The following is a 17,583-nucleotide window of genomic DNA, read 5'->3' as shown; positions in this document are numbered from 1 at the left end:
GAGGGTATCTTTAGTTAGTTTATCTCATCTTTTTTCACCGTCAGCGCTGGGGAATTAAACCCAACTAAGATTAAAAAGTTATGGGGATTCGTCAGCCATGGATGGGATTATGTTCAGGACGAACGGTATATCGCGGTGACAGGATGTCAAAGAGCGTGTACGCGTCTCGTTTGTTTACTCAGCAGTACTAAACTACAACACAGCCGATTATTTATAGTTAGCGAATAACTTAGCCACATTGGCTTTAGTGGTTTTTGCCAATTTTTGCACTAAAGAAAACGGTACCTCATCAACATTCGTTTGCTGTTGAATGTCATCAAGCATGGCTAACCACAGTTTGGCCGTCATTTCAGCGTCGTATAATGCCCTATGAAAACTGCCCTTTGAGGCTATGCCTTTATAATTAATCAAGGTACCTAACTTATGATTAGGCGCGGTTTGATATAATCGGCGCGAGACCAATAACGAACAGCCGAACTGACCATCATAGTTTGACGATATACGTTTTAGCTCACTGTCTAAAAAACGTTTATCAAAAGAGGCATTATGGGCGACAAGGTTTTGCCCTTGAATAAAATCAGCAAAGCGTGCCATTACCTCATGACAGGGCGCAGCATCACTCAACATTTCATTGGTGATGCCGGTATAGTCTTCGATAAAATAACTCACTGGTCGTCCTGGATTCATCAGCTCTTGAAAGCGCTCGGTGACCACACCATTCTCAAGTTTTACCGCACCTATTTCAATGGCTCTATCACCATTATTGGGTGAAAGACCCGTTGTTTCAAAATCGAGAATTATTAGCGAATTAGCATTCATATAAATTAGTTTCTACTTAGGGTGGCTGTTCGGTGCAGAGCTTCATTTTGCGGCTTATTTCTTCTAAGCGCAATAATATCATTAGTTAGATAAAAATTTATTAACCATAATTCAGCTTATTTAGTTAAAGAGCACATCAAAAAGCTTACAAATTACCGTCATCTATTTCTGTTTGCAGCTTTTCTAATTCAGTCAGTATATGGATAAATTTATCGCCTAACGCCGTTACTCTATATTCTACCCTAGGTGGAATTTCATTAAAACTTTCCCGTTCAACAATAGCAAACTCTATATTGCGCTTTAAACAAGCATTTAACACTTTAGTGGTTAAGCCTTCGACGCTTTTTACCATTTCGCCTGGCCGACGAATATCATTCTTCAGTAAATTATAAACGGTGAGCGACCATTTACAGCCAACAATACTTTCAACCATACGCGCAGTCTTTTCAGGTGCTGATTTTCTTGAAAATTTAATTGTCTCACTATTCATAAAGATGTACCTAAAAGTGCTTAGCAAACCCTATTGTGCGTACTTGGTATAGTATTGAGTAGAGGATATTATACCAAGTAGATTATTTAATTAATGGGTATTAGAGGAAAAATCATGCTCAATATGAACTTCACTGAAAAAGTCGTTATTAATACTCAAGAGCAACCTTGGCTAGCTAGTCCGCACGCCGGTGTATGGCGTAAACCTTTAGCCAGAGAAGATGCAGAAAGAGGTCATGCCACCAGCTTAGTTAAGTTTGAGCCTGGCGCTAGCTTTAATGAACATGATCATCCGCTAGGTGAGGAAATCTTTGTGTTATCAGGCAGTTTTTCTGATCACACCGGTGACTATCATGCGGGAAGTTATTTTAGAAATCCTGATGGCTTTCGTCATGCGCCATTTAGTAAAGACGGTTGTATCTTATTGGTGAAGCTGCACCAATTTCAATCAGGTGATAATGAACATCTAATCATTGATACCACTAAAACAAGCTGGTCACCGGGTATGGGTAATTTAATGGTTATGCCACTGCACAACTTCCAAGGTGAATCTACCGCGCTGGTTAAGTGGCCCAAAGGTGAGCGATTTCAACCACACAAACACTTCGGCGGCGAAGAGATATTTGTTATTAGTGGCGAGTTCATGGATGAGTATGGCCGCTATCCCGCAGGCACTTGGATTCGTAGTCCGCATTTAAGTGAGCATTTTCCTTATGTAGAACAAGAGACAATTATATTGGTTAAGGTGGGTCACCTGTAAACTTAAGGTGCAACTAGGACATAGTATTGAGTGCAGGTAGTTTCAAAGTAAAACATGTACATTCTTGAGACGTGCGTACTCGAGTTTTAAGTGACAATTATAGATTTACATCAATTTAAAGTTTTGTTGACACTTTAGTCGTGACTATTAAAATATTAGAGCAAATTTATAAATAACAGCAGCTTGACTTAGCCTTAGCTAGGTCTACGCTTTTATAACCACCGAGTAACTTTGTAGCGACTATGACTATATTTTCCCGTACCGCTGCCGCTAATAGGACTAAAAATATTGCCCATAACATCACTGAATTGATCGGTAATACCGATTTATTACGCATCAATAGCCTGAGCGAGTTAACTGGTTGTGAGATTTTATTAAAGTGTGAGCAGCAAAACCCAGGAGGCTCTATTAAAGACCGAGCTGCCTTGCAGTTAGTAAAAGACGCCATAGAAAGTGGTCAATTGAAAAACGGTATGACCATAGTCGAGGGCACCGCCGGCAATACCGGTATTGGCTTAGCACTCGTGGCCAATGCCTATGGTTTTAACATGTTAGCGGTAATGCCTAGAGGACAAGCTAAAGAAAAAGAACAAATGATCGCGCTATATAACGCAACATTATTACTCGTTGATGCCTGCCCCTTTGCCGATCCAAAACATTTTTATCATACTGCCAAACGCCTTGGTGAACAGCATGGTGATTATTGGTGGGCCGATCAGTTTGAGAATACCAGTAATTGTAAAGCCCATTATCTCAATACCGGGCCAGAAATTTGGCAACAAACCCAAGGCCATATTGATGCCCTGGTTTCGGTAGTTGGTACTGGCGGCACCATAGCGGGTAACTCAAGGTATTTATCAGAGCAGAACCCGCAATTACAAACATGGCTGGTTGATCCCCACGGCTCAGGCATCTACCACTATTTAAAAACCGGCCAGTATCAAGCCAGCGGTAGTTCCTTTACCGAAGGCATTGGCATTATGCGTACTGTCGAAAATTTCCGTCAGGCCAAGATAACTAAGGCCATACGGTTACCGGATCAAGACTTGGTGACCATTTCCCGAGAGATCAGCCAACTTGACGGTATCTTACTCGGCAGTAGCTCAGCCCTCAATGTTGCTGGTGCCTTATACGCCGCCGCAAAAATGGGTCAGGGGAAAACTATTGTCACCTTTTGCTGTGACTTGGCCGAGCGCTCTTATAGTAAACTTTATAATGCCGATTTTTTAAAAGAAAAGCAGATTAGTACCAATCATGAAAACCTCGCCAGCATGTTTGAACGTTATCAAGCAGAGCCAGCTAGCGCAGTGGTTGATATCAATAAATGACAGCTTAGTAATATAACCTGAACTCTGGATAAGTAGCACTTACTCACTATTCCCCTTTATCCGATTATCCGCGTTTAAACACGGATAATCGGATAAATTGAAACATTAATAGGGTATATAGCTACTTAATCTGGTGAATTTTGTTCTTGATAACCATAAGCCGTTATTTTCACTTAAGCATCAAGCACAAAATAGCAAACAGCCACTCATAATCATCAATAAAAAAGAGACTGTGATTATTTCCATTTTAGTAGCTATCTGCTAAATTGGCTAAATTGGCTAAATTGATAATTGAATTTTTAAAGGTAGTTTATGAATAGTCCCGCGTTTTCGAAAACCGAATTAATTAAAAATTTCCCATTATTGGAAAAACTAAATCGGCAGCGAGAACTAACTTGGATTAATCCTTTGTTGTCTCCGTCTGGTAATGAAAAATTAACTTTACAGCGTGCCGATATCGAACAAGCTGCTGCGCGTTTACAAAGGTTTGCGCCGTACATCGCTCAGGTGTTTCCAGAAACAGCCGAGCAAGGTGGCATCATTGAATCCCCATTGGTAGCAATAGCTGACTTCAAAAATGCAGTCCAGAAAAATAGTGATGCAATGCTACAAGGCAGTCTTTGGCAAAAATGCGATAGCCATTTACCGATTGCAGGCTCTATTAAAGCCCGCGGCGGGATTTATGAAATTTTATTTCATGCTGAAAAAATCGCCTTGGCAGCTGGTAAACTAAAAATCGAAGATGATTATAATATTTTGGCCAACGAAGATTTTCAGGATTTTTTTGCACAGCACAGTATTGTTGTCGGCTCGACTGGGAATCTTGGTTTAAGTATTGGCATTATGAGCGCCAAGTTAGGGTTTAAGGTCAGCGTGCATATGTCGGCGGATGCGCGACAGTGGAAAAAAGACGTTCTACGCAGCAATGGGGTCAATGTGATCGAGCATGAAGGCGATTACGGTAAGGCGGTTGAGCATGGCCGAAAGCAAGCACTGGCTACTGAAAAATGTCATTTTGTTGATGATGAAAATTCTCAACAATTATTTTTGGGTTACAGCATAGCGGCCTTACATTTGCAAAAGCAACTGATTGAAAATAATATTTTAGTGGATGCCGAACACCCTTTGTTTGTGTATTTACCTTGCGGTGTGGGCGGTGCACCGGGTGGGATTACCTTCGGCATAAAGCAGTTGTTTGGTAATCACGTGCATTGCTTTTTTGCCGAGCCGACGGCAGCACCTTGTATGTTGTTAGGTATGCACACTGGCTTGCACGATGAGGTATGTGTTCAAGATATTGGTCTCGATGGTTTAACCTGTGCAGATGGTTTAGCGGTTGGCCGAGCATCTGGTTTTGTAGGTAAATTTATTGAGCCGCTGTTAAGTGGCATCTATACAGTAGCCGACCAGCGGCTTTATGATCTATTAACAGTGTTACAAGATAGTGAAGGCCTTAAATTAGAACCGTCGGCATTGGCGTCGAATGCGGGTATAGTTGCCTTGCAGAACTCTCAAGAATTTTTAGAGTATGTTAAACAGCAAAAAATTTCTCTCCAGGCTATGGCCAATTCTAATCATATTGCGTGGGCAACGGGTGGACGCATGGTGCCTGATGAGGAATATCAGCAGTATTATCAGAAAGGAGTGAAGTCGTAAATCACATTAACCACATTAACTATGCCACCCATTGTAACATCACGCTGCTGATAGTTCATAAAAGGCTATGCGCTATTCAAACAAGCCTGAGCATTGGCATATACCATGTGTGCGCTGTAAACCAATATGTTCACTAAATTCACATAAATGCTCTGCTGTGCCTACGGCTCCTGTAAATATACTTTCAAACTCTGTAGTGAGCTTTAACCAATTTTCTTCACTGATGGGTAACCTTGTCAGAATATTTACCGTTTTATGGTTAATTTCACCACGTTTATCATCACGGCATGCGCACAGATATCGATAGCAAACACTTGAGATAACTGGAATAGTCGTTTCTCAATCCAAACGCGCCTATGCTCAAAACTAACACCTGACTCTTTATCTACCCCACACAAAAATGCCTTTCGTACCGTGCGACTGCAAATGTGGTAAAAGGGCGTATCCAATAAACTAATTTGTTGCGAACGAGGCTTAGGCACATCAATCTTTAGACTTAATCAAGGTAAATTAAGTCTACTTAATTGATGAAAATATGCTCAAGTTATTATGGGTGGCCTAATAGTTGCCCGAGAGCTCAGCCAACGTGACGGTATCTTACTCGGCAGTAGTTCCGCCCTCAATGTTGCTGGTGCCTTATACGCCGCCGCAAAAATGGGTCAGGGGAAAACTATTGTCACCTTTTGCTGTGACTTGGCCGAGCGCTCTTATAGTAAACTTTATAATGCCGAATTTTTAAAAGAAAAGCAGCTTAGTACTGAATATGAAAACCTCGCCAGCATGTTTGAACGTTATCAAGCAGAGCCGAGTAGTGCAGTGATTACAGTGCGCTGATTACAGTGAGCGAAGCGAAGTAAAATAAATAGCACTAACGAGCCGAAACGAGTTCATTTTGCAAAAAAGATAAACATTGGGCATTATTGCCACGAAAAATTATTCTTTCGGCCTTGAGTCCTAATTGGTATTGATACATGGGATCATAATATTCGCTGAGCAAAGGTTTTAACCAATCAAGATGATAGTGCAGTTGACCATTGTTCTGTTGCGTTAAGGCTGTACTCTGTATTGCCTTTAATTGGCCGTAACGCTCGGTACCAAGGCGCTTTCGTACTTTGAACAGGCCTTGCTCTAAATACTGACTAAAGGCGACAAAGCCTTGTTCAACACCATATTTAGCTTGGTATTGGGCTGTCATTTTTATGATGTATTCTTGATAAATATGCTCAAGTCGATAATCTAAGCTTTCTTCAAGCACCACTATTGGCGCTAATACCATGGCTTTTCTTAAGCTATCCGGTAAATGAATGCTGCCAATTGCCCTGCCCTCATCTTCTAAGAGCAAGGTTTGCCCTGAGTTATGGTTACCCGTGATGTATTGTTCAACTAGCTTATTTTCAAAATTTATTTGATTTGATTGTCTGGTAGCGAAGCCGCCAAAACTCGAACCTCGATGACCCGCTGCACCTTCCAAATCTAAACTGTTAACACAATGGCTTAGGAAAGGCGTTTTGCCACAGCCGGTATTACCGGCTAAAATCATCAATGGCTGTAATGCTAATTTGTCCAGTTCGTCCAGTAAAAACTGACGCAGGGCTTTATAGCCACCGATAAGCAGTGGATAGTTAACACCTGATTCCTTTAACCAGCGCTGTACCGTTTGTGAACGTAAACCGCCGCGAAAACAATATAAATAGCCCTGTGGGTTTTCCCGAGCAAAGTCTTGCCATTGTGCCAGCCGACTCGCTTTAGTCTGTCCTGAAACTAAGCTATGGCCTAAAATGATAGCAGCCGCTTGGCCATTATTCTTATAACAAAGGCCCACTTCCGCTCGTTCATCATCAGTCATCAGAGGGTAATTAATCGACTGATTAAAAGCGCCCTTTTCAAATTCAATTGGCGCCCGTACATCCATTAAAGGAATTTTATTACGGATAATAGCGCGAAAGTCTGCGCTGTTGGCTCGCGCTATTGTTGAAATATTGATGGTCATTACAACAAGCTCACGGTGGGTGAAGTTGCCGCCACTAGCTCACCAATAGGTTGTAGATTAAGGCCATTATCTCGACATAGCGCTTCAAATTCTTCCTTGCCGTGAGGTTGTACTGCCACAAGTAAACCGCCACTGGTTTGAGGATCGCACAAAATTGTTCTTTGCTTGGCGCTTAACGGCCCAACGTGCTCGCCATAACTGTCAAAATTTCGCTCACAGCCACCAGGTATGCAGCCTTGATCAATGTAATCATTGACGAAATCCATACAGGGTACTTGCTCAAAATCAATAACAGCAGCAACATCACTGCCTTGACACATTTCCAATAGGTGTCCTAAAAGTGCAAAGCCAGTGACATCAGTCATAGCCGTAACAACATCCAGTTCTGCAAACTTTTGCCCAATAGTATTTAAGGTTTTCATCAGTTTCGGTGCTAGTTGTGTGTGCTCAGGTAACAATTTCCCTTGTTTTTCAGCCGTGGTCATAATGCCAATACCTAACGGCTTAGTTAAATACAAAAGATCGCCAACCCCTGCGGTATTGTTGCGCTTAATGTGCGCATTATTGATCAGACCCGTAACTGCTAAGCCAAAAATAGGCTCAGGCGCATCAATGGAATGCCCACCCGCTAACGGGATCCCTGCCTCAGCACAGATAATTCGTGCTCCATCAAGCACTTGTTGGGCTATTTCTGGTGCTAAAAGTTTTACCGGCCAGCCCAAAATAGCTATCGCCATTAGCGGCTTTCCACCCATAGCATAAATATCGCTAATGGCATTACAGGCGGCAATTTTACCAAAGTCAGTAGGATCATCAACAATGGGCATAAAAAAATCAGTGGTTGAGATCACTGCTTGATCATTACCAATATCAAAAACAGCCGCGTCATCTTTGGTGCTATTGCCCACTAAAAGTGCTTTATTCTCGGGCAAAACCAGTGATGACTTTAGCATCACATCAAGTACCGACGGTGAAATTTTACAGCCACAGCCTGCGCCGTGTGAGTATTGGGTCAAACGAATTTTTGTCATGATAGTTGGTATAATGAAGAAACAGGAGACTAATTTACAGTAATAACTGCGCGGTTACACCTGTGGATTAATATTTATCTTCGTTACTATGCAAAGTGCGGACTTCAGTGGCAAGTGCATAAGCGTTAAATCAAGCCACTCAAAAGCATAGGATATTGTTTAACTAATATTGATAGTTTTATAACTAAAAAAACTATCTTAATCACATTACGGTCTTATCTTCGTTACACGCTATTCGATATGATGAATAAAATCATTATATTAACTAGTAACTTAGGAATAAATATGCGTAAAGAAACTATAGCTATTCACGCTGGATATACTCCAGAGCAAAGCAGTAAGGCCGTTGCTGTGCCTATCTATCAAACGACAAGTTATGCCTTTGATAACACCCAACACGGTGCAGATTTATTTGATTTAAAAGTTGAAGGCAATATTTATACTCGCATTGGTAATCCTACTCAAGCGGTCTTAGAGAAAAGAGTTGCTGAACTTGAAGGCGGCATTGCCAGCTTAGCTTTAGCGTCAGGTATGGCAGCAATTACCGCGACTATTCAAACCTTGGCAAAAGTAGGCGACAATATTGTCAGCATCAATAAATTATATGGTGGCACCTATAATTTGTTTGCCCATACTTTGCCACAACAGGGCATTGAAGTGCGCTTTGCCAGTCATGATGACTTTGTCGCCTTAGAAAGTTTAATTGATGAAAATACTAAAGCCGTCTTTTGTGAAACCATAGGCAACCCTTCCGGCAATATTGCCGATATAGAAAAAATGGCCGCTATCGCTCATAAACATGGCGTGCCGCTGGTGGTCGATAATACCGTCGCCAGCCCCGCATTGTGTCGCCCGTTTGAACATGGCGCCGATATTGTGGTGCATTCTTTAACGAAATACATTGGTGGCCATGGTACTTCTATCGGCGGTATTATTGTCGACTCAGGGAATTTTCCTTGGCATGAGCATAAGCAACGTTTTGCCCTATTGAATCAGCCAGATCCTTCTTACCATGGTGTTAGTTACACAGAAACCTTTGGCAATGCCGCCTTTATTGCTAGAGCGCGTGTGGTACCGCTGAGAAGCATGGGCGCAGCCATTTCTCCGATGAATGTCTTTTTTATTTTACAAGGTTTAGAAACTTTACCTCTGCGTATGGAGCGTCATTGTTTTAACTGCCTTCGTGTTGCACAATATTTATCAGCGCATAGTGCAGTTAACTGGGTAAATTATGCTGGCTTAGAGACCTCACCTGATTATCAATTGGCGCAAAAATATATGCCAGAAGGCAGCAGCGGAATTTTAAGCTTTGGCATTAAAGGTGGCGAACAAGCAGGCGCTAAATTTATTGATGCTCTACAGCTTATTGTGCGTCTGGTTAACATTGGTGATGCTAAGTCGCTAGCTTGTCACCCAGCCTCAACAACCCATAGACAATTGAACGCAGAAGAATTGGCTAAGGCCGGCGTAAGTAAGGAAATGGTGCGCTTGTCTATTGGTATTGAACATATTGAAGATATTCTTGCAGACGTTGAACAGGCATTAACTCTAAGCCAAAAGTAGTCTTTAATTCTTGTCGTAACTAAGCGCTGAGATAGCTTTTAGCTTAAACAATAAAACTCGCCACTAGTGGCGAGTTTTCAATGTATTTAAGCTAAGTTAAGTTAAGTTAGGTTAAGTTAAGTTAGGCCAAGTTAGCCTCAACGGGATTGAAGTCAGTTCAATTCAATCAAACTAAACTGGTTAACATCTCCTCCGAATAACTGACTAATGGCTGCTTATTACGGATTTTAGCAACATAATCAGGATTGGCGATGAAGGGTCTGCCAATGGCAATAAGATCAAACTTATTAGCATTGATTGCCTCACTCGCCGTTTCTGCGGTGTAACTACCCACACCAACTAAGGTTTTACTGTAGTTTGCTCGAACATAACTTGAGGCTTTGCCGCCTAAATAATCAAACTCCATACTATCGTCAAAGATACCAATATGTAAAAAGGCCAAATCACGTTTTTCAAGCTCTGGTAGCAGTTGATCAAAGACTTGACGATCGCGACTATCGCCCGCCATATTAAAGTAGGCGCCGGGTGATACTCTTAAAGCGGTTCTGTCATTACCTATTTTTGCGATAATACCATCAACAACTTCTAGGGCAAAACGTATCATGTTTTCACTGCTGCCGCCGTATTCATCATTGCGTTGATTACTATCATGATGTAAAAATTGATCGATTAGATAGCCATTAGCACCATGAATTTCAACACCATCAAATCCGGCTTTAATCGCATTTTCTGCGGCTTGCGCATAATCATGCACCAGTGATTTTATCTCATCAAGGCTCACTGCTTTTGGCGTTTTATAGTTTAGTTCGCGCATTCTCGGTACGCTACCTTCGACACCAATGGCAGATGGCGCTAATACTGGCGCATCATCGTTGCCTTTGCCATAAAAATACGGATGGGCCACACGACCGGTATGCCAAAGCTGGGCAAATATTTTACCGCCGTTTTTGTGCACTGCGGTGGTGACTGTTTGCCAGCCGTCAATTTGCGCTTGGGTAAATAAACCTGGCGTATTGGGATAACCTTGACCGTCGGGGCGAATAATTACCGCTTCTGAAATAATTAATCCAGCCTCGGCTCTACGGCCGTAATAGTCAGCCATTGCTTGCGTAGGTACTAAATTATCATCAGCCATACAGCGTGTTAATGGCGCCATTAATATTTTATTGTTTAAACTAATGCTGTTATTTAACGCGTAGGGTTGGAATAAATTTTCGGTCATGATTTTTCTCTATCTTGAATGTGCATTCAAGATATCTTTATTTGAACGAACATTCAACTACTATTTTGAATGCTTGTTCAAAATTAGGTATAATCATGGCATCGACAAAATGAAGACAATAAATTAATGCGCAATGCTGAGTTTGATAGAGAAAAAGTACTAAGAGCAGCCATGAAAGCTTTTATGCATAAAGGTTATGCCAATACCAGTATGCAAGAGCTTAAAAAAGCCACCGGTTTACACCCTGGCTCTATTTACTGTGCTTTTGAAAATAAGCGTGGTTTATTGCTGGCTTCACTTGAACAATACCGTGTCGACCGAGCGACAGAATTTGAGCAGTTCTTTGCTAACTCAAACTTAACTCTGCTTAATTTAAAATCATACCTTGATAATGTCGTTATTGAATGTATTAGCTGTGATAGTGCTCAGGCTTGTTTATTAACCAAGGCTTTGAATGAGATAGCAGAACAAGACAGTGAAATTCAACAGGTAATTACGGCTAATTTAGCTAGGTTACAACAAGCGCTGGCGGAAAAGTTTGCCCAAGCGAAAGCCGAAAAGAGTATTAGCACGGACAAAGATTGCGATCATCTAGCACGGTACTTTTTAATGGGTATCTATGGTTTAAGAACGTTTGCCCATACTCATCCTGAGCCGAAAATATTAGAACAACTGGCTGAGCAGCTTTATCATGATGTTTCTCAGTAGTTTTAGTCATACCTTATTTTGATAATCCTAGCCCTTAATGAGATTTTAAACTTATGAAAAATATCGTCTTTATCAGCGATGCTACAGCCGATATTCAGTCTCAATGGCTAGCAATACTCAAACAAGAATTAGTCAATGAAAGCATACTTTTACCTGAACAGCTCAGTGACTCTCAAGCTAAAGATATAGACATTGCCATTGTGGCCAACCCAGATACAAAAGACTTGGCCAGATACCCAAATCTAGTTTGGATACAAAGCTTATGGGCTGGGGTAGAAAAGTTAATCGCTGCCGTCATTGACAAGCCAATAAAGCTGGTAAAGTTAGACGACCCACAATTGGCAAAAACAATGGCTGAATCTGTACTGGCCTGGACCTTATATTTGCAAAAAAACATGGCCGACTATGCTCAACAGCAAGTGAGTAAACAGTGGCAGCAGTTGCCTTGTATAACCTCCGCAGAACTGAGAGTTAGTGTCTTAGGGGCCGGCGCACTTGGCATTGCCGCTTTAGCTAGCCTTAAAAACTTAGATTACCACCTGAGTTGTTGGAGCAGAACGCCAAAGCAGCTTAAGGGTATTAAAAATTACCTAGGCTATGCTGGTTTACAAAAAATGCTGAGTAAAACTGATATTTTAATAAATCTATTACCGCTGACTCCAGAGACTTATCACCTGCTTGATAAGGCATTATTAAGTAAACTTCCTCAAGGAGCAAAGCTGATAAACTTCTCTCGAGGCGCGGTTATTGATAGCGAAGCATTGTTGAAACTATTAGAAATTGGCCATATAGCTCATGCCGTGCTCGATGTCTTTGAACATGAACCTTTAACACCAAACGATGCCATGTGGAGTAACCCAAATATCACTGTCTTACCCCATATTTCAGCACCAACCAATATGCACTCGGCAGCAAAGGTTATTGCTAAGAATATAATAAGCTATCGTGAAAACAACATCATGCCCCATGCTGTAGATGTTCAGCGAGGATATTAGTCAAGGCCAGTATGGCTAAATGCCCTACATATGCAGGACAAAGGTAAGCCAGCTTTGACTCTACGTCTGCATGAGTGCAGCAATAATTCTATTCTAGCTGTCTGGCCTTTATTCTTTTTGCCATATTCAACGAGATACCGAACATTAGTTAAAACACCAGACACCCACTCAAAATAATTAATACATAAGTTCAATAAATCAACGTTTCTGATTTACATTAGGCCGAATTTAACTTTGAGTATTATGGTAACGAAGAGGGAATTCAAATTAATTTAGCAAGCAACTTTTGGCAAATTGACACCGTTGCTCGTTTTTTTAAGCGACTAAAACACCAGACACCTAAAACACCAGACACCCACTCAAAATAATTAATACATAATATCAAAAATCAACGTTTCTGATTTACATTGAGCAGAGTTTTCTTTGATTTTTATTGTGTCGAAGAGGGTATGCAAACAAATGCACAAAAACAGAGTTTTCATCCATTTTAAGGCACAACTAGCCTTAAGTGAGTAATGTATCTAGATGAGTTATATGGATTATTAAGCAAGCAACTTTTGGCAAATTGACACCGTTGCTCGTTTTTTTAAGTGCTGATGTTCACAAAAATCCGTGAGTGCTTGCGCTCTACCCACTGCACCATGGAAACACTGCCTAAATTGTGTAGTTAACACCAACCAGTTTTCGTGACTTATACCTAAGCGGGTTAATATTTCAGGTTGGGATTTTTCAATATAACCGCGTTTATCGGCTCGAATACAGCGGCCGGTTAAATCAAGCAATTGTATATAGTCACTTAATTCAAACGGTAAACCTGTAGGCATGTTCTTTCTTGGATTGCCAATAAAGGGCAGTAGTTGTTGGGCTTGCTTTCCTTTAACCGCTGCTTGTATCCGTCGCTGAATACTGGTGTAGTTCGATGTTTCTGGGGTTTTAGCACTCTTAGCTCTAATTGGATTTAAATCAACATAAGCCATACAGGCTATTAACGCGGCTTCATCAAGCAAGGCTTGAGATTTAAAACGTCCTTCCCAAAACCTGCCAGTACACCCATCTTCAAGATTGGCTTGTTTAGCGATAGTTTCATTTAAAATACGCATAAACCAACTGATATCCATCAGGCGCTGACGATAAACCTTGGCGGTTTCGTTTACAACCTGTTGTAAGGTCTCAATAAGTGGCTCACCGCGTAAATATTGTTGCGTTAGCAAGGTCCCTTTAAATAACCGATGCCAACGGCTAATCACTTCATGCATTGACCATGACTTAGCTTGCTGCTCATCAATAAATAATACCAAATGGGTATGATTACTCATGACCGCATACGCACAGACATCAATCGCAAACACCTCACTTAATGCCTGCAGTTTATCGGCGACCCAGGCTCGTCTATGCTCATAGCTTTGTCCTGTATGCTTATCTTCACCACACAGATATGCCCGCCGAACACAACGAGATACACAATGATAATAAGGCGTGTCAACTAAGCTTATTTGTTGTTTTCTTGCCGTGGCCATAATAACTCTCAATGGGAATTTATTGATGATTATTCAAGCATAGTTGATGGCGCTCATTATTTCTATTTAGGTGGGTGTCTGCTATATACTTTTGGTCTATATCTTTTATGTCATGGAACAGTAGCTGGCATATTTACTTAAGAAAAAAGACCAGACACCCACTCAAAATAATTAATACCTAAGTTCAATAAATCTGAGTTACTGATTTACATTGTGCAGAGTTTTACTTTTATTTTTATAAACAAAAAGACCAGACACCCACTCAAAATAATTAATACATAAGTTCAATAAATCTGCGTTACTGATTTACATTGGGCCGAATTTTACTTTGATTTTTATGGTGTCGAATAGAATATGAATCAGATATGTACAAAACAGGAATTCAAGGCACAACTAGCCCTAAATGAGTAATGTATCTAGATGAGTTATATGGATTATTAAGCAAGCAACTTTTGGCAAATTGACACTGTTGCTCGTTTTTTTAAGTGCTGATGTTCACAAAAATCCGTGAGCGCTTGCGCTCTACCCACTGCACCATGGAAGCACTGCCTAAATTGTGTAGTTAACACCAACCAGTTTTCGTGACTTATACCTAAGCGGGTTAATATTTCAGGTTGGGCTTTGTCAATATAACCGCGTTTATCGGCTCGAATACAGCGACCTGTTACATCAAGTAATTGTATATAGTCACTTAATTCAAACGGTAAACCTGTTGGCATGTTCTTTCTTGGGTTACCGATAAAAGGCAGTAGTTGTTGGGCTTGCTTTCCTTTAACCGCTGCTTTTATCCGTCGTTGAATGCTGGTGTAGTTTGATGTTTCTGGGGTTTTAGCTACATAAGCTCTAATTGGGTTTAAATCAACATAAGCCATACAAGCTATTAACGCGGCTTCATCAAGCAAGGCTTGAGATTTAAAACGTCCTTCCCAAAACCTGCCAGTACACCCATCTTCAAGATTGGCTTGTTTAGCAATGGTTTCATTTAAAATACGCATAAACCAACTGATATCCATCAGGCGCTGACGATAAACCTTGGCGGTTTCGTCTACAACCTGTTGTAAGGTGTCAATAAGTTGCTCACCACGTAAATATTGCTGGGTTAGCAAGGTACCTTTAAATAACCGATGCCAACGGCTAATCACTTCATGCATTGACCATGACTTCGCTTGCTGCTCATCAATAAATAATACCAAATGGGTATGATTACTCATGACCGCATAAGCACAGACATCAATCGCAAACACCTCACTTAATGTCTGTAGTTTATCGGCGACCCAAGCACGTCTATGTTCATAGCTTTGTCCTGTATGCTTATCTTCACCACACAGATATGCCCGCCGAACACAACGAGATACACAATGATAATAAGGCGTGTCAACTAAGCTTATTTGTTGTTTTCTTGCCGTGGCCATAATAACTCTCAATGGAAATTTATTGATTATTATTTAAGCATAGTCGAGTCACTCATTATTTCCATTTGAGTGGGTGTCTGTTATATAGTTATTTGAGTGGGTGTCTGTTATATAGTTATATAATCATAATTGCTGCTGTTGGCAATAATCAATAATGGTTAAGCCGCTGGTTTGTTGATCTTCAATGATGGTTTGCCATTGTTCTTGGCTACGTGAAATTCTCATGCTTATCTCCTAAATTAAGTGAGGATATAATTTAGATGAGATCAAGCGCTAGAGGCAGGTGCCGTTAGCTATACGCTTACAAAGATACGGTTAAATGGATGAATGAGTGGAATGCAGAATATAAAAAACGTGGATGCATATAAAGATACGAAATATCAATTAGACAATATATGTTCTATTATATTGTTTTTAATGCGAATAGAGCCAGACTTCTATGAAACCTACGTCCTTTTTAATCACGCTTAGTATTTTCTTAATATTTTCATTTTCGAACAGTGCTAAAGGGGCTGAGAGCCAAAATAAAAAAACAAATATTACCGAAATAGTTGAAAAGTTAGCCAAAGAAGTTGCCGCCCTTCGCAAAGAACTTAACGAAGAAAAAAAGAAAACTACTGAAAACAGTACAAATCTCACTAAAAACAATCAACACCATTTGGACGATATTAAAGAGTACAAAAATAGTTCAGATATATTAATTACAGAAAAAATTAGTGCTATCTGGAATGGCTCAGTAAAGGATGCATTACTCTACTTATTTGGCACATTATTTATTTCTGGTTTTGGTATGTGGTATTCATTAAAAGGCCTTTTAGTTTTACATATTAAAAATAACTCTAAAGAGATATTAAAAAAACATGCACAAGAAATGAATCAAGAACATATTGCATTATTGGCAGCAGTATCGGGACAGTCTATGCATCACTGGTGGCTATACTACCAACAACCAAATAAAGATGGCGATATATTTCAAAGATCTATAACAACAATTTCAGAGATGACCTTAAAAATTGTCAAGGAAGTACCTAAAAGTCATCCAAAACATAAATATTTAAGTCAATTTTTAATCAACTCATTGTTTTATTTAGCGGATACTAAAGACAAAGGTCTTTTGAATGACAGAAAACCTATAGTGAAAGATGTATTCGAATACGTAGAAAAAGAACTAATTGGAACACCTGAAAATAAAAGAGATGAAAAATGGGCTGAGAAGGTAGATTGTTTATGCTTGGCTCTAGATAGATTTGAGTTAAGAAGACCAACTATTATAAAAGGATATTTAGATGAAGCATCAGCCTTCTTCAGTGATGAAAGAAAGGCTGAATTAAAGACTGATTACGATCATATTTACGGTTAATTTATTCACCAATAACGCCAGGTCTCATAAATCCTCCAAAGTAAAAGCGATGATTAATTGACAACTATCTTATCAAAAAGATAATCCTCGTACAAACTAATTATAGCACTTAACAATTAGTTTGTACCATTAACTAAAAGCAAGTGTGGGTATCAAAGTCAATATTATAGGCTGAGATGTCACAAAACAACTTGAATCATTTAAGTAAAATTAGGCTACTCAGTGATTAAAGTATCATATGATATTCTTTAGTCAATAGTATAACTTGGCTTTGGATCCGTAAATATAAATTTATATAGGACACTCAATAGGCCCTATATTCGATATAGTTAATTAAATATGCAAAAAACAGTCAAATAAAAATTTAAAAGGACTTTTATGATCACCTCAATTTCCATGCAGGCAACAAAAAGACCAGACACCCACTCATAATTACTAACAAATATTACCATAAAGATAACCAACGCTATTGACTAACATTAGGCAGAATTTAACTATAATTGAGGTGGTAAATAGGTAATAAAAATACAGGCACAAAAAAACCGACGTTAGAAGTCGGCTTGTTTCGTTATAGCCCTTGGAGAACAAGGGAGAGTGGTACCAGCGGTCGGACTCGAACCGACACGTCTTGCGACAGGGGATTTTGAATCCCCCATGTATACCAATTTCATCACGCTGGCATTTCTTTTCTATAACTTCAAAATTGATGCTTGCAAGCAAAGGATTTTGAATT

The 17,583-nt window shown here is 40.0% G+C and carries 17 protein-coding genes and 1 tRNA gene; 8 read left to right on the top strand and 10 right to left on the bottom strand.

Features of this window, described 5'->3' with window-relative positions; translation table 11 throughout:
- Positions 1–207: 207 nt before the first annotated feature.
- Together CMT41_RS03045 and CMT41_RS03040 are read right to left on the bottom strand one after the other, a co-directional pair.
- Positions 208–819 (bottom strand): 3'-5' exonuclease, encoded by a 612-nt coding sequence (locus CMT41_RS03045; protein ID WP_058026319.1) that lies wholly within the window; start codon positions 817–819, stop codon positions 208–210.
- 145 nt (positions 820–964) lie between these two features.
- Positions 965–1,309: a winged helix-turn-helix transcriptional regulator gene (locus CMT41_RS03040; protein ID WP_057179717.1), complete on the bottom strand. Its 345-nt coding sequence runs from the start codon at positions 1,307–1,309 to the stop codon at positions 965–967.
- A gap of 114 nt (positions 1,310–1,423) precedes the next feature.
- Between CMT41_RS03040 and CMT41_RS03035 the strand changes: the two genes are divergently transcribed.
- The 3 genes from CMT41_RS03035 to CMT41_RS03025 all read left to right on the top strand — a co-directional run bounded on the left by CMT41_RS03035 (position 1,424) and on the right by CMT41_RS03025 (position 5,052).
- On the top strand, positions 1,424–2,068 hold the full coding sequence (locus CMT41_RS03035; protein ID WP_058026318.1) for a cupin domain-containing protein: 645 nt from the start codon (positions 1,424–1,426) through the stop codon (positions 2,066–2,068).
- A gap of 242 nt (positions 2,069–2,310) precedes the next feature.
- Positions 2,311–3,396 (top strand): cysteine synthase A, encoded by a 1,086-nt coding sequence (locus CMT41_RS03030; RefSeq protein WP_058026317.1) that lies wholly within the window; start codon positions 2,311–2,313, stop codon positions 3,394–3,396.
- A 312-nt stretch (positions 3,397–3,708) separates the two neighbouring features.
- Positions 3,709–5,052, top strand: coding sequence for a D-serine ammonia-lyase (locus CMT41_RS03025; RefSeq protein WP_058026316.1), 1,344 nt, complete (start codon positions 3,709–3,711; stop codon positions 5,050–5,052).
- 245 nt (positions 5,053–5,297) lie between these two features.
- Here CMT41_RS03025 and CMT41_RS19450 read toward each other — a convergent pair whose 3' ends face one another.
- Entirely contained in the window at positions 5,298–5,534 is a 237-nt protein-coding gene (locus CMT41_RS19450) for a hypothetical protein (protein WP_232300004.1), read from the bottom strand.
- A 67-nt stretch (positions 5,535–5,601) separates the two neighbouring features.
- Here CMT41_RS19450 and CMT41_RS03020 point away from each other — a divergent pair, with 67 nt between their 5' ends.
- On the top strand, positions 5,602–5,886 hold the full coding sequence (locus CMT41_RS03020) for a hypothetical protein (RefSeq protein WP_058026315.1): 285 nt from the start codon (positions 5,602–5,604) through the stop codon (positions 5,884–5,886).
- Positions 5,887–5,920: 34 nt separating this feature from the next.
- Here CMT41_RS03020 and mnmH read toward each other — a convergent pair whose 3' ends face one another.
- Together mnmH and selD are read right to left on the bottom strand one after the other, a co-directional pair.
- Complete coding sequence (gene mnmH, locus CMT41_RS03015) at positions 5,921–7,042, bottom strand: tRNA 2-selenouridine(34) synthase MnmH (RefSeq protein ID WP_058026314.1); 1,122 nt, start codon at positions 7,040–7,042, stop codon at positions 5,921–5,923.
- Positions 7,042–8,076 (bottom strand): selenide, water dikinase SelD, encoded by a 1,035-nt coding sequence (selD, locus tag CMT41_RS03010; RefSeq protein ID WP_157466262.1) that lies wholly within the window; start codon positions 8,074–8,076, stop codon positions 7,042–7,044. The genes mnmH and selD overlap by 1 nt, the downstream gene beginning before the upstream one ends.
- 282 nt (positions 8,077–8,358) lie before the next feature.
- Here selD and CMT41_RS03005 point away from each other — a divergent pair, with 282 nt between their 5' ends.
- Positions 8,359–9,636, top strand: coding sequence for a bifunctional O-acetylhomoserine aminocarboxypropyltransferase/cysteine synthase (locus CMT41_RS03005; RefSeq protein ID WP_057179710.1), 1,278 nt, complete (start codon positions 8,359–8,361; stop codon positions 9,634–9,636).
- 166 nt (positions 9,637–9,802) lie between these two features.
- On the opposite strand, the gene CMT41_RS03000 is transcribed toward CMT41_RS03005, so the two are convergent.
- Complete coding sequence (locus CMT41_RS03000; protein ID WP_058026312.1) at positions 9,803–10,858, bottom strand: alkene reductase; 1,056 nt, start codon at positions 10,856–10,858, stop codon at positions 9,803–9,805.
- 126 nt (positions 10,859–10,984) lie between these two features.
- Here CMT41_RS03000 and CMT41_RS02995 point away from each other — a divergent pair, with 126 nt between their 5' ends.
- Both CMT41_RS02995 and CMT41_RS02990 read left to right on the top strand, forming a co-directional pair.
- The gene (locus CMT41_RS02995) at positions 10,985–11,566 is read left to right on the top strand and encodes a TetR/AcrR family transcriptional regulator (RefSeq protein WP_058026311.1); all 582 of its coding nucleotides are present in this window, start codon (positions 10,985–10,987) and stop codon (positions 11,564–11,566) included.
- 53 nt (positions 11,567–11,619) lie between these two features.
- A complete protein-coding gene (locus CMT41_RS02990) occupies positions 11,620–12,561 on the top strand; it encodes a 2-hydroxyacid dehydrogenase (RefSeq protein WP_058026310.1) in 942 nt (313 codons plus the stop codon).
- Positions 12,562–13,103: 542 nt separating this feature from the next.
- Here CMT41_RS02990 and CMT41_RS02985 read toward each other — a convergent pair.
- The 3 genes from CMT41_RS02985 to tnpA form a co-directional block, all read right to left on the bottom strand.
- Positions 13,104–14,078, bottom strand: coding sequence for a transposase (locus CMT41_RS02985; RefSeq protein WP_058026309.1), 975 nt, complete (start codon positions 14,076–14,078; stop codon positions 13,104–13,106).
- A gap of 437 nt (positions 14,079–14,515) precedes the next feature.
- On the bottom strand, positions 14,516–15,490 hold the full coding sequence (locus CMT41_RS02980) for a transposase (protein WP_058026308.1): 975 nt from the start codon (positions 15,488–15,490) through the stop codon (positions 14,516–14,518).
- Between the two features lie 123 nt (positions 15,491–15,613).
- Positions 15,614–15,715 carry an IS66 family insertion sequence element accessory protein TnpA gene (tnpA, locus tag CMT41_RS19865; protein WP_442855065.1) on the bottom strand — a complete coding sequence of 34 codons (102 nt, stop codon included), beginning with the start codon at positions 15,713–15,715 and terminating at the stop codon, positions 15,614–15,616.
- Between the two features lie 214 nt (positions 15,716–15,929).
- Between tnpA and CMT41_RS02975 the strand changes: the two genes are divergently transcribed.
- Positions 15,930–16,850, top strand: coding sequence for a hypothetical protein (locus tag CMT41_RS02975; RefSeq protein WP_058026307.1), 921 nt, complete (start codon positions 15,930–15,932; stop codon positions 16,848–16,850).
- A gap of 595 nt (positions 16,851–17,445) precedes the next feature.
- Here CMT41_RS02975 and CMT41_RS02970 read toward each other — a convergent pair.
- Positions 17,446–17,530 (bottom strand) — tRNA-Leu (locus tag CMT41_RS02970).
- Between the last annotated feature and the right edge of the window lie 53 nt (positions 17,531–17,583).

Origin of the sequence: Colwellia sp. MT41 (assembly GCF_001444365.1) — a bacterium.
Classification (GTDB): Bacteria; Pseudomonadota; Gammaproteobacteria; order Enterobacterales; family Alteromonadaceae; genus Colwellia; species Colwellia marinimaniae.
The sequence above is the reverse complement of the archived record's forward strand: the minus strand, read 5'-3'. Positions and strand labels throughout refer to the sequence as shown.

Bases quoted from the DNA above. Each gene is read 5' to 3' on its own strand.
- CMT41_RS03045 (WP_058026319.1), bottom strand. From the start codon at position 819: ATGAATGCTAATTCGCTAATAATTCTCGATTTTGAAACAACGGGTCTT.
- CMT41_RS03040 (WP_057179717.1), bottom strand. From the start codon at position 1,309: ATGAATAGTGAGACAATTAAATTTTCAAGAAAATCAGCACCTGAAAAG.
- CMT41_RS03035 (WP_058026318.1), top strand. From the start codon at position 1,424: ATGCTCAATATGAACTTCACTGAAAAAGTCGTTATTAATACTCAAGAG.
- CMT41_RS03030 (WP_058026317.1), top strand. From the start codon at position 2,311: ATGACTATATTTTCCCGTACCGCTGCCGCTAATAGGACTAAAAATATT.
- CMT41_RS03025 (WP_058026316.1), top strand. From the start codon at position 3,709: ATGAATAGTCCCGCGTTTTCGAAAACCGAATTAATTAAAAATTTCCCA.
- CMT41_RS03020 (WP_058026315.1), top strand. From the start codon at position 5,602: ATGGGTGGCCTAATAGTTGCCCGAGAGCTCAGCCAACGTGACGGTATC.
- mnmH (WP_058026314.1), bottom strand. From the start codon at position 7,042: ATGACCATCAATATTTCAACAATAGCGCGAGCCAACAGCGCAGACTTT.
- CMT41_RS03005 (WP_057179710.1), top strand. From the start codon at position 8,359: ATGCGTAAAGAAACTATAGCTATTCACGCTGGATATACTCCAGAGCAA.
- CMT41_RS03000 (WP_058026312.1), bottom strand. From the start codon at position 10,858: ATGACCGAAAATTTATTCCAACCCTACGCGTTAAATAACAGCATTAGT.
- CMT41_RS02995 (WP_058026311.1), top strand. From the start codon at position 10,985: ATGCGCAATGCTGAGTTTGATAGAGAAAAAGTACTAAGAGCAGCCATG.
- CMT41_RS02990 (WP_058026310.1), top strand. From the start codon at position 11,620: ATGAAAAATATCGTCTTTATCAGCGATGCTACAGCCGATATTCAGTCT.
- CMT41_RS02985 (WP_058026309.1), bottom strand. From the start codon at position 14,078: ATGGCCACGGCAAGAAAACAACAAATAAGCTTAGTTGACACGCCTTAT.
- CMT41_RS02980 (WP_058026308.1), bottom strand. From the start codon at position 15,490: ATGGCCACGGCAAGAAAACAACAAATAAGCTTAGTTGACACGCCTTAT.
- tnpA (WP_442855065.1), bottom strand. From the start codon at position 15,715: ATGAGAATTTCACGTAGCCAAGAACAATGGCAAACCATCATTGAAGAT.
- CMT41_RS02975 (WP_058026307.1), top strand. From the start codon at position 15,930: ATGAAACCTACGTCCTTTTTAATCACGCTTAGTATTTTCTTAATATTT.